Consider the following 11,978-nt stretch of genomic DNA (forward strand, 5'->3'; position numbering starts at 1 on the left):
ACCCGCAAGTATGTGGGAGGAATTTCCGCTAACACCACAAAGGAGGAACATTTTCATGGCTAAACATGGTAAGAAATACCAAGAAGCTGCTAAGCTGATCAACAGCGAAGCAACTTACGAGCCTTCAGAAGCTGTAGAGCTTGTGAAAAAGGCAGCGACTGCAAAATTCGACGAAACCGTTGAAGCAGCAGTTCGTCTGGGTGTAGACCCGCGTAAACAAGACCAAGCAGTTCGTGGTGTTGTTGTCCTGCCTCACGGCACTGGTAAAACACAACGCGTGCTTGTATTTGCAAAAGGTGAAAAAGCGAAAGAGGCAGAAGCTGCTGGCGCGGATTTTGTTGGTGATCAAGACATGATCAACAAAATTCAACAAGGCTGGTTTGAATTTGATGTCTGCGTAGCTACACCTGATATGATGAGTGAAGTCGGTAAACTGGGTCGTCTGCTTGGTGGTAAAGGTCTTATGCCTAACCCTAAAGCTGGCACAGTTACATTCGATGTTTCCAAGGCTGTGCAAGAAATCAAAGCCGGTAAAATCGAATATCGTCTTGACAAAGCAGGTCAAATTCACGCGCCAATCGGCAAAGTGTCCTTTGATGCTGCACAATTGAACGATAACCTTAAAGCTCTTATCGACGCTTTGAACCGTGCGAAACCAGCTGCTGCTAAAGGTGTATACCTTAAAGGCATCTCGATTTCTTCCACAATGGGTCCTAGCGCTCGTGTGAACACAACCGTCTTCAGATAAATAAGGGTTGACTCTTTGAGTCGATTTTGATAATCTATAACAGTTGTGAAACTTAAGGTATCAATCTTAACCTTGAATATGCTTACCGTAGACAGTAGGTGCCTTAGTGCTTAATTTCCTACCGAGGTGTTGTGATAGAAACAAGAAGTAACGAGCTTGCTCGTATAACTTTCGTTTTATCAAGCCTTCGTGATTCTGCGGAGGCTTTTCTAATGCCTGCGTAGGAGCGGTGATGCTTTCCTTGGAAAGGACGCCGACACATAAATTTTCAGGAGGTGTATACATTGGCAAATGCAAAAGTAATTCAAGCAAAACAGGATGCGGTTGACGTTGTTACTGCGAAACTGCAAAACAGTCTTTCGACTGTTGTAGCGGACTACCGTGGATTGAACGTTTCCCAAGTGACTGAACTGCGTAAGCAACTTCGTGAAGCTGGCGTTGAGTTTCAAGTCCTGAAGAACACATTGCTACGTCGCGCAACTGCTGCGGCTGAGTTGACTGAGTTGGATGAAGTTTTGACTGGTCCAACAGCTATCGCATTCAGCACAACTGATGCAGTAGCTCCAGCTAAAATTTTGAACGATTTCGCCAAGAAAAACGACGCTTTGAAATTGAAAGGCGGCGTAGTAGAAGGACGTGTCATCGACGCGGACCAATTGAAAGCACTGGCTGAGCTTCCATCCCGCGATGGTTTGCTGTCCATGCTGCTTAGCGTACTTCAAGCTCCAATGCGCAACTTCGCGCTTGCAGTTAAAGCTGTTGCTGAAAAAGAAGAACAAAGCGCGTAAGCCTTTGACTCTTGCAGCATAAATCAATACCACAAACAAATTTAAATTATAAATGGAGGTTCAATCATGAGTAAAGAAGCAATCTTGGAAGCAATTAAAGGCATGAGCGTATTGGAACTGAACGACCTGGTTAAAGCAATTGAAGAAGAATTTGGCGTAACAGCAGCAGCTCCAGTAGCAGCTGGCGGTGCGGTAGCAGCAGTAGCTGAAGAGCAATCCGAATTTGACGTAATTTTGACAGGCGCTGGCGCTTCCAAAATCAACGTTATCAAAATCGTTCGCGAAATCACAGGCCTTGGCTTGAAAGAAGCTAAAGACCTTGTAGACAACGCACCAAAAGCAATCAAAGAAAAAGTAAGCAAAGACGAAGCCGAAGCTACTAAAGCAAAATTGGAAGAAGCAGGCGCAGCTGTAGAAGTGAAGTAATTCCTTCTATACTGAAAACCCCTTGAACTTGTTCAAGGGGTTTATTTTATAAAAATATAAGAAAGTATAAGTTTTATACTATACTTTATCTTTATATTTCTCGCTGAAAGCTTACCGTCCTTATAAGGACATCAGAGGCGTTTATGCTTGATAGAGTTAGTAGGTTGTGTGAATACAAACTATTAACATAAAGGAAAGGGAGGATAGAGATGTCGCAACATTATTATTCGCAGCAACCGGAAGTGCGTCATGACAGACGTACCATCGACACCGTTCTAAGAGGCAAAAGCTTTCGTTTTACAAGTGATGCGGGTGTGTTCTCTAAAGGAGACATCGATTACGGTAGTCGAGTTCTCATTGAAGCTATGGATATTCCGGACGGTTCAGCAGTGCTTGATGTGGGTTGCGGATATGGACCGATAGGCATAAGTGCAGCATACCTAGCCCCCAAAGGGCAAGTTACGATGATTGATATTAATAGTCGTGCGGTAGAACTTGCGCGTGAAAATGCCCAGCACAATGGAATCCGGAATGTTACGGTAATGGAAAGCGATGTGCTCGGCGCATTGAATGAACAACAAAAGTTCGATGTGATTCTTACCAATCCTCCGATACGTGCAGGAAAAGCTGTAGTGCATCAGATTTTTGAAGAAGCTTATGAGCATTTAAATGAGAGTGGATTTCTGTGGATTGTTATTCAGAAGAAGCAGGGCGCTCCATCAGCGGTAGCTAAACTTGAAAGCTTGTTCTCAAATGTAGAAGAAGTGGGCAAAGATAAAGGTTATCGTATTATTAAAGCTCAAAAATAAAAATCAATAGGTTATTGACATGTGATAGTGATAATGGTATTATTATAAAATGTCAGTATTAAGATAGGCTCCATGTCTTTAGTTTGCTGAAAATGTCAAGCGATATATTGTCGCCGGCTAGCGCAAGCCGTACGGCAAGTTTTTTGCGAATTGGTTCTCTATGCTCTGGCGTAGCGAGTGTTACGCGGTAATAGATAATAGCGCATAAACTGTTGCTTGGTGACGTATAATATGTACGTTTTGGGCAAATCTACTGGATAAGGAGTATTTTGGTCATGGATAAGTGCGCTCTTTTTTCGAAGATTTCGATAAGGGCTTTTCTTTTATTTATGACTGAATCCTTGTAGTATGGTTCCATTATACGGTTCCAAACAAGGGTTCGCAATCAATTTTTAAGTGAGTAGACATGAGGGGTGAGTAAAGTTGGCAGGACATCTTGTTCAGTATGGTCGACGCACTCGGCGGAGCTATGCGAGAATTAACGAGGTACTCGAGGTCCCGAACCTGATCGAGATCCAACAAAAATCTTATGATTGGTTTTTGGAGGAAGGATTGCGGGAAATGTTTCAGGACATCTCGCCGATCCAGGATTTCACAGGTAATTTGGTACTAGAGTTCATTGATTACAGCCTGGGTGAACCGAAATATACGGTTGACGACGCTAAAGAGCGGGACGTGACGTATGCGGCTCCTCTGCGTGTAAAGGTGCGGCTCATTAATAAGGAGACCGGTGAGGTCAAAGAGCAGGAAGTGTTCATGGGAGATTTCCCGCTGATGACGGAGACCGGCACTTTTATTATTAACGGTGCAGAACGGGTTATTGTCAGCCAGTTGGTTCGCTCTCCAAGCGTCTATTTCAGCACAAAAGTGGATAAGAACGGCAAAAAAACCTACACCGCCACAGTAATCCCGAACCGCGGAGCCTGGTTGGAACTTGAGACCGACGCTAAGGATATTATGTATGTTCGTATCGATCGGACTCGTAAAATTCCTGTTACCGTACTTTTGCGTGCTCTCGGTTTCGGTAGTGATGCCGAAATTCTGGAATTGCTTGGCAATGATGAATATATTCGCAATACGCTGGATAAAGACAACACGGACTCCACGGAGAAGGCGCTTATTGAGATTTATGAGCGACTCCGTCCGGGCGAACCGCCGACACTAGACAATGCCAGAAGTTTGCTGGTTGCGCGTTTCTTTGATCCAAAACGCTACGACCTAGCTAATGTAGGCCGTTACAAAATCAATAAAAAGCTGCACATTAAGAACCGTCTTTTCAATCAACGTCTTGCTCAACCTTTGGTTGATGACTCTACCGGAGAAATTCTGGCAGAATCCGGCCAAATGGTCGATCGTAGACTGCTTGATGAATTGATTCCGTATTTCGAAAAGAATGTTGCCTTTAAAAACTACCGTGTTACTGGCGGAGTTACGGACAGTGAAGATATTCCTCTTCAAACAATTGACGTATTCTCGCCAATTGAAGAAGGTCGGGTTATTAAGCTGATCGCTAACGGCAACATCGACAAGTCTGTTAAGCACATTACTCAAGCTGATATTATATCCTCGATCAGCTACTTTATTAATTTGCTTCACGGAATTGGTAATACCGATGATATTGACCATCTGGGTAACCGTCGTCTACGTTCTGTAGGTGAACTTCTGCAGAATCAGTTCCGTATCGGTTTGTCCCGTATGGAGCGCGTTGTGCGTGAAAGAATGTCGATTCAGGATGCTAATGCTATTACGCCTCAAGCTCTGATCAATATTCGTCCGGTTATCGCGTCCATTAAAGAGTTTTTCGGTAGCTCCCAGTTGTCTCAGTTTATGGACCAGACGAACCCACTTGCGGAACTTACGCATAAACGTCGTCTGTCTGCACTCGGACCTGGTGGTTTGACACGTGAACGCGCGGGCTTTGAAGTTCGTGACGTCCATCACAGTCACTACGGCCGGATGTGTCCAATTGAAACACCGGAAGGTCCGAACATTGGATTGATCAACTCCTTGTCCACCTTTGCTCGTATCAACGAATATGGCTTTATTGAAGCTCCATATCGTTGGGTAGATCCAAAGACTGGTAAGGTAACTGAACAAATCGATTATCTGACTGCGGATGAGGAAGATAATTATGTAGTTGCTCAGGCTAACGTATTGATCGATGAAGATGGCTCCTTTAAGGAAGACATGGTAATCGTTCGTTACAATAAAGACTCTGACAACATTACAACAATGCCAAGTAATCGTGTGGATTACATGGATGTTTCGCCTAAACAGGTCGTATCCGTCGCTACGGCGCTCATTCCGTTCCTTGAGAACGATGACTCCAACCGCGCTCTGATGGGATCTAACATGCAGCGTCAAGCTGTTCCGCTTCTAATTCCTAAAGCTCCGTTGGTCGGAACAGGGATGGAACATAAATCCGCTAAGGATTCTGGCGTATGTGTTGTTTCTAAGTATGACGGTATTATCGAACGTTCTTCAGCTAATGAAATTTGGCTGCGCCGGGTTGAGACTGTCGAAGGCAAAGAAGTTAAAGGCGATATCGTTAAATATAAATTACACAAATTTATGCGTTCTAACCAAGGTACCTGTATTAACCAGCGTCCTCTAGCTAAAAGAGGGGATATTGTTAAGAAGGGTGACATCCTGGCGGACGGTCCTTCTACAGAAATGGGCGAACTTGCTCTTGGTCGTAACGTAGTCGTTGCGTTCATGACTTGGGAAGGTTACAACTACGAGGATGCGATCCTGTTAAGTGAAAAACTAGTAAAGGAAGATGTATACACTTCGATTCATATCGAGGAATACGAATCCGAAGCTCGTGACACTAAACTGGGACCTGAAGAAATCACACGTGATATTCCAAACGTGGGCGAAGAAGCTCTGCGCAATCTTGATGAGCGTGGAATTATCCGCATCGGTGCGGAAATCAGTGCTGGTGACATTCTAGTTGGTAAGGTTACTCCAAAGGGTGTAACTGAATTGACTGCAGAAGAGCGTCTCCTACACGCTATCTTTGGTGAGAAGGCTCGTGAAGTGCGGGATACCTCTTTACGCGTTCCTCACGGTAGTGATGGTATTATCGTTGACGTTAAAGTGTTTACACGTGAGAACGGCGATGAGCTGCCTCCTGGCGTAAATCAATTGGTTCGTGTGTACATCGCTCAGAAACGTAAGATTTCTGAAGGTGACAAAATGGCCGGACGTCACGGTAACAAGGGTGTCGTTGCTCGTATCCTGCCAGAAGAAGATATGCCGTTCCTTCCGGACGGTACGCCAGTACAGGTTGTTCTTAACCCTCTAGGCGTTCCTTCTCGTATGAATATCGGACAGGTGCTTGAGGTCCATATTGGTATGGCCGCATTGCGTCTGGGAATTCACATTGCAACGCCGGTATTCGACGGAGCGCGTGAGTATGACGTATTTGATACGATGGAAGAAGCTGGCATGCAGCGTAATGGTAAGACTATATTGTACGATGGTCGGACAGGTGAACGCTTCGAACGTGAAGTTACTGTCGGCGTCATGCATATGATCAAACTGGCGCACATGGTTGATGATAAGATTCACGCCCGTTCAACAGGACCTTACTCACTAGTTACGCAGCAGCCACTGGGTGGTAAAGCTCAGTTTGGTGGACAGCGTTTCGGGGAGATGGAAGTGTGGGCGCTTGAAGCTTACGGTGCTGCATATACATTGCAAGAAATTTTGACCGTAAAATCCGATGACGTGGTTGGTCGCGTGAAGACGTACGAATCCATTGTCAAAGGTGAAAATGTACCGGAACCAGGTGTTCCTGAATCGTTCAAGGTATTGATCAAAGAACTGCAGTCCCTGGGTATGGATGTTAAGATTCTTAGCGGTGACGAGCAGGAAATTGAAATGAGAGAATTGGACGATGAGGACGAGACGTCAGGCGACAAGCTGAGCCTCAATTTAGAAGGCGCAGAAGTCGGAGCAGAATAATCACGCTTGGAGCTTTAAAGTTCCATTTTATAAAGGACCGCGCCCTCTTTTGATGTAACAGTCAGAGGAGGGCAAAGCGGTACTAAATCAGGATTAGGTTAAGGAGGGTTGCTCCTTGTTGGACGTTAACAATTTTGAATTTATGAAAATCGGACTCGCTTCTCCGGAGAAGATTCGTTCATGGTCCCGCGGAGAAGTTAAGAAACCGGAAACCATTAACTATCGTACATTGAAACCGGAAAAAGAGGGTCTTTTCTGCGAGCGTATCTTTGGACCGCAAAAAGACTGGGAATGTCATTGCGGTAAATACAAACGTGTCCGTTATAAGGGCGTAGTCTGCGACCGTTGTGGCGTTGAAGTTACCCGTGCTAAAGTTCGTCGTGAACGTATGGGTCACATTGAATTGGCTGCTCCGGTATCTCATATCTGGTACTTCAAAGGTATCCCAAGCCGCATGGGTTTGGCACTAGATATGTCTCCAAGATCACTTGAAGAGATTATCTACTTCGCTTCGTATGTTGTAACTGACCCAGGTGAAACACCACTGGAAAAGAAACAACTTCTGTCCGAGAAAGAATATCGTAGCTACCGTGAAAAATACGGTTACGGTTTCCAAGCCGGCATGGGTGCTGAAGCTGTTAAAAAGCTTCTTCAAGATATCGACATCGATAAAGAGCTGGAATTCCTCAAAGAAGAACTGCGTACGGCCCAAGGCCAACGCCGTAACCGGGCGATCAAACGTCTGGAAGTCATTGAAGCATTCCGTAACTCCGGCAACAAGCCTGATTGGATGATCATGGATGTTCTTCCGGTTATTCCTCCGGAGCTTCGTCCGATGGTTCAATTGGATGGTGGCCGTTTTGCTACGTCCGACTTGAATGATCTCTATCGTCGTGTTATTAACCGGAACAACCGTCTGAAGAGACTGCTGGATCTTGGTGCACCTGACATTATCGTGCAGAACGAGAAACGGATGCTACAGGAAGCTGTCGATGCTCTCATCGATAACGGCCGTAGAGGACGTCCGGTAACGGGTCCTGGTAACCGTCCATTAAAATCTCTCAGCCACATGCTGAAAGGTAAACAAGGACGTTTCCGTCAGAACTTGCTCGGTAAACGGGTTGACTACTCTGGTCGTTCCGTTATCGTTGTAGGACCGTACCTCAAGATGTACCAGTGCGGACTTCCTAAGAAAATGGCGCTAGAATTGTTCAAACCTTTTGTCATGAAGGAATTGGTTAATAAGGGCCTAGCCCACAACATAAAGAGCGCAAAACGTAAAGTTGAGCGTGTAAGTCCTGAAGTATGGGATGTACTTGAAGAAGTAATCAGAGAGCACCCAGTACTTCTAAACCGCGCACCAACACTTCACCGTCTCGGTATCCAAGCTTTTGAACCGATTTTGGTGGAAGGTCATGCTATTCGTCTTCACCCACTCGTATGTACGGCTTATAACGCCGACTTTGACGGTGACCAAATGGCGGTGCACGTTCCTCTGTCAGCAGAAGCTCAAGCGGAAGCACGTATTCTCATGCTTGCATCCGGTAATATCTTGAACCCTAAAGACGGAAAACCGGTTGTAACACCTTCCCAGGATATGGTCCTTGGTACTTTCTACCTGACCATGGACAACAAGGAAGAAAAAGGATCAGGTATGATTCTGCGTACCGTAAATGAAGCTGTATCAGCTTACCAACGCGGAACTGCAGGACTTCATGCTCGTGTAGCTATTCCAGTTAAAGCACTGGGTAAGACTTGCTTTACGGAAAAACAACAAGGCGCAATGTTGATTACTACAATCGGTAAGATTATCTTTAATGAAATTTACCCAAGTAGTTTCCCTTATATCAATGAAGCGACTAAGACTAACTTGCTGCACGGCACGCCAGAAAAATACTTTATCTATGAAAAAGGTGCAGATATTCGCGAGCTGATTGAATCCGCTCCTGAAGCCAGCGCTGTAGGTAAAGAATATCTGGGTCTGATTATCGCACGTTGTTTTGAAACTTATCATACAACCAAAACCTCTATGATTTTGGATAAAATTAAACAACTCGGCTTCACTTATTCCACACGTTCCGGTGTTACCGTTGCCGTGTCGGATGTTATCGTGCCTGAGGAGAAAGTTACGATCTTGAAAGAGTCCGAAGCTAAGGTAGATGTGGTTGCTAACCAATATCGCCGTGGTCTGATCACTAATGACGAACGGTACGACCGTGTTATTGAGATCTGGTCGAAAACGAAGGATGATCTTACGAACATCCTGCTGAAATCGATGGACCGTTTCAACTCTATCATGCTCATGGTTGACTCCAAAGCGCGGGGTAACAAATCGCAGATCACTCAGCTGGGTGGTATGCGTGGTCTGATGGCAACACCTTCGGGTCGGATTTTCGAATTGCCAATTAAAGCGAATTTCCGTGAAGGTCTTACGGTCTTGGAGTACTTTATTTCCACTCACGGAGCGCGTAAAGGTCTTGCCGATACCGCACTTCGTACTGCTGACTCCGGTTACTTGACTCGTCGTCTCGTTGACGTAGCTCAGGACGTTATCGTCCGTGAGGAAGATTGTGGAACGGATAAAGGATTTACAGTTAGTCGTATTCAGGATGGTAAAGAGGTTATTGAGGATCTGTATGACCGTATCGAAGGTCGTTACTGCTTCGAGACTGTCCGTCATCCAGAAACAGGCGAAATCATTGTTCACCGCAACGATTTGATTGACTCCGATAAAGCGGAAGCAATCGTAGACGCTGGTGTAACTAAGCTACAAATCCGCTCTGTACTAAGCTGCCGTGCTCGTCATGGTGTTTGTAAGAAATGTTACGGTCGTAACTTGGCAACTGGTAAACACGTTGAGATCGGTGAAGCAGTTGGTATTATCGCTGCACAATCTATCGGTGAACCAGGAACCCAGCTTACAATGCGTACGTTCCATACCGGCGGTGTTGCCGGTGATGACATCACGCAAGGTTTGCCGCGTATTCAAGAGTTGTTTGAAGCCCGTAACCCTAAAGGTCAGGCTACAATCAGTGAGATCGATGGTGTAATCAAGGAAATCCGTGAAACTAAGGATCGTCGTGAAATCGAGGTTCAAGGTGAAGCAGAATCCAAGACTTATTCCATAACTTATGGTTCACGTCTACGTGTCAGCGAAGGCCAAGAGATTGAAGCCGGCGATGAGTTGACAGACGGTTCGATTGACCCTAAAGAAATGCTGCGAATCAAAGGGATCCGTGGGGTACAAAACTACATTCTGCAAGAAGTTCAGCGTGTATATCGTAACCAGGGCGTTGAGATCAATGATAAGCACATTGAAGTTATGATCAAACAAATGCTTCGGAAGATCCGTATCATTGATGCAGGTGACACAAGTCTGTTACCAGGTGCGTTTGCGGATATTCATGAATATGAAGCTGCTAACAAGGAAGCCATCTTGTCTGGTAAAGAGCCTGCAGTTGCTAAACCAGTCTTGCTCGGTATTACCAAGGCATCTCTTGAGACAGATTCCTTCTTATCCGCTGCATCTTTCCAAGAAACAACTCGTGTCTTAACAGATGCTGCTATCAAAGGCAAAGTAGATAAGTTGCTTGGACTCAAAGAAAATGTTATTATCGGTAAGTTGATTCCTGCAGGTACTGGTATGAATCGTTACCGTAATGTTAAGTTAAGTGATCCAAATGCAGAAAGCACGCTTGAATCTTTAGAGCCGGTTCCTGCTGAATAAATTAGCAATCATGGTAGTGAACTCGTGTCATACCTATTCATAGGTGTGACACGAATATCTGCTGTGTATAATAATGATAAATATTATTGCTGAATTTCTTGACACCATCTATTGATAATGCTAAAATGTCTAAGGTGCGTGAGTAGCCATGTTATCCTTGTTCATTGGAGGTAATGATTATGACTGATGATAGAGGACTACAGGATGCTCAGGTCAAGATCGGTACCAAACAAACCGTCAAGGCGGTAGAGTTGGGCCAAGCCGCAGAAGTCTATGTGGCAGAGGACGGAGATCAAAGGCTTACTTCCAGGATAGTTATGCTTTGTAACAAACAAGGTGTTAAGATCACATACGTGGATACAATGCTAAATTTGGGCAAGGCCTGCGGAATAGAAGTTGGCGCTGCGATGGCAGCCGTCTTAAAACAATAGCTACGGAAATGTTTTTGTACTGGGGTGAACTCCAGCGGCAAGAACTTTTCATTTGTCTTTTTATGAACCGCCTGGGTCTGTGGGCTTAGAGTTCTTAAATCGGCTATCATTTCAGGAAGGGGGTGGCAACAACATGCCAACAATTAACCAATTGGTTCGTAAAGGCCGTCAAGCCAAAATCGAAAAATCTAAATCTCCCGCTCTTCAAAAAGGGTATAACGCCCTCAAGCGTGAGGCTACAAATTTGAGCGCTCCGCAAAAACGCGGTGTGTGCACTCGTGTTGGTACTATGACTCCACGTAAACCAAACTCAGCGCTTCGTAAATATGCCCGTGTTCGTTTGACGAACCGTCTCGAGGTAACAGCTTATATCCCGGGTATCGGACATAACTTACAAGAGCACAGTGTTGTATTACTTCGCGGAGGTAAAGTAAAGGACCTTGCAGGGGTTCGTTACCATATCGTTCGTGGTGCATTGGATACAGCAGGTGTAGCTAACCGGATGCAAGCTCGTTCTAAATACGGTGCTAAACGTCCTAAAGCTAAGAAATAAGAAAAAATTCTAGAATAATAAACATTTAAGAAAGGGGGATATCCATGCCACGCAAAGGTCCAGTTACTAAGAGAGACGTATTGCCAGATCCGTTGTATAATAGCAAGTTGGTTACTCGTTTGATTAACCGCATTATGCTGGGTGGTAAAAGAGGTGTCGCTCAAAGCATTCTGTACAATTCATTCAAATTGATTGAAGAACGTACGGGTAAAGATCCGATGGAAGTTTTCGAAGCTGCCATCAAGAACATCATGCCGGTTTTGGAAGTCAAAGCTCGTCGTGTCGGTGGTGCTAACTATCAAGTACCTATCGAGGTTAAACCAGAGAGACGTACTGCTCTGGGATTACGTTGGCTCGTAAACTACTCTCGCAACCGCGGTGAGAAGACGATGGAAGAGCGTTTGGCGGCTGAGATCATCGACGCTTCCAACAACACAGGCGCTTCTGTTAAGAAACGCGAAGATACACACAAAATGGCTGAAGCAAACAAAGCGTTCGCTCACTACCGTTGGTAGGATTAAGGTCAT

The 11,978-nt window shown here is 45.1% G+C and carries 9 protein-coding genes and 1 other annotated feature; all 9 genes read left to right on the forward strand.

The window, feature by feature from the left end; genetic code table 11:
* Nucleotides 1-55: 55 nt before the first annotated feature.
* The 9 genes from rplA (at nucleotide 56) to rpsG (ending at nucleotide 11,966) form a co-directional block, all read left to right on the forward strand.
* Complete coding sequence (gene rplA, locus CA600_RS18085) at nucleotides 56-748, forward strand: 50S ribosomal protein L1 (RefSeq protein WP_036680504.1); 693 nt, start codon at nucleotides 56-58, stop codon at nucleotides 746-748.
* Nucleotides 749-815: 67 nt separating this feature from the next.
* Nucleotides 816-968: a sequence feature (ribosomal protein L10 leader region), on the forward strand.
* Nucleotides 969-1,032: 64 nt separating this feature from the next.
* The gene (gene rplJ, locus CA600_RS18090; protein ID WP_042192187.1) at nucleotides 1,033-1,536 is read left to right on the forward strand and encodes a 50S ribosomal protein L10; all 504 of its coding nucleotides are present in this window, start codon (nucleotides 1,033-1,035) and stop codon (nucleotides 1,534-1,536) included.
* A 66-nt stretch (nucleotides 1,537-1,602) separates the two neighbouring features.
* Nucleotides 1,603-1,962: a 50S ribosomal protein L7/L12 gene (rplL, locus tag CA600_RS18095; RefSeq protein WP_036680508.1), complete on the forward strand. Its 360-nt coding sequence runs from the start codon at nucleotides 1,603-1,605 to the stop codon at nucleotides 1,960-1,962.
* A 209-nt stretch (nucleotides 1,963-2,171) separates the two neighbouring features.
* Nucleotides 2,172-2,771: a class I SAM-dependent methyltransferase gene (locus tag CA600_RS18100; protein ID WP_094871866.1), complete on the forward strand. Its 600-nt coding sequence runs from the start codon at nucleotides 2,172-2,174 to the stop codon at nucleotides 2,769-2,771.
* A 423-nt stretch (nucleotides 2,772-3,194) separates the two neighbouring features.
* Nucleotides 3,195-6,740 carry a DNA-directed RNA polymerase subunit beta gene (gene rpoB, locus CA600_RS18105; protein WP_094871867.1) on the forward strand — a complete coding sequence of 1,182 codons (3,546 nt, stop codon included), beginning with the start codon at nucleotides 3,195-3,197 and terminating at the stop codon, nucleotides 6,738-6,740.
* 115 nt (nucleotides 6,741-6,855) lie between these two features.
* Nucleotides 6,856-10,467, forward strand: a complete 3,612-nt coding sequence (gene rpoC, locus CA600_RS18110; protein ID WP_094871869.1) for a DNA-directed RNA polymerase subunit beta' — start codon at nucleotides 6,856-6,858, stop codon at nucleotides 10,465-10,467.
* Between the two features lie 179 nt (nucleotides 10,468-10,646).
* Nucleotides 10,647-10,898, forward strand: a complete 252-nt coding sequence (locus CA600_RS18115) for a ribosomal L7Ae/L30e/S12e/Gadd45 family protein (protein WP_042131229.1) — start codon at nucleotides 10,647-10,649, stop codon at nucleotides 10,896-10,898.
* Nucleotides 10,899-11,031: 133 nt separating this feature from the next.
* Complete coding sequence (gene rpsL, locus CA600_RS18120; RefSeq protein ID WP_036680518.1) at nucleotides 11,032-11,451, forward strand: 30S ribosomal protein S12; 420 nt, start codon at nucleotides 11,032-11,034, stop codon at nucleotides 11,449-11,451.
* A 44-nt stretch (nucleotides 11,452-11,495) separates the two neighbouring features.
* The gene (gene rpsG, locus CA600_RS18125) at nucleotides 11,496-11,966 is read left to right on the forward strand and encodes a 30S ribosomal protein S7 (RefSeq protein WP_036680520.1); all 471 of its coding nucleotides are present in this window, start codon (nucleotides 11,496-11,498) and stop codon (nucleotides 11,964-11,966) included.
* The last annotated feature ends 12 nt before the right edge of the window (nucleotides 11,967-11,978 follow it).

It is taken from the genome of Paenibacillus sp. VTT E-133280 (assembly GCF_002264385.1).
GTDB lineage: Bacteria > Bacillota > Bacilli > Paenibacillales > Paenibacillaceae > Paenibacillus_AQ > Paenibacillus_AQ nitricinens.

Coding starts and splice junctions, on each gene's coding strand:
- CA600_RS18100 (WP_094871866.1), top strand. CDS start 2,172: ATGTCGCAACATTATTATTCGCAGCAACCGGAAGTGCGTCATGACAGA.
- rpsG (WP_036680520.1), top strand. CDS start 11,496: ATGCCACGCAAAGGTCCAGTTACTAAGAGAGACGTATTGCCAGATCCG.
- rpsL (WP_036680518.1), top strand. CDS start 11,032: ATGCCAACAATTAACCAATTGGTTCGTAAAGGCCGTCAAGCCAAAATC.
- CA600_RS18115 (WP_042131229.1), top strand. CDS start 10,647: ATGACTGATGATAGAGGACTACAGGATGCTCAGGTCAAGATCGGTACC.
- rplL (WP_036680508.1), top strand. CDS start 1,603: ATGAGTAAAGAAGCAATCTTGGAAGCAATTAAAGGCATGAGCGTATTG.
- rplA (WP_036680504.1), top strand. CDS start 56: ATGGCTAAACATGGTAAGAAATACCAAGAAGCTGCTAAGCTGATCAAC.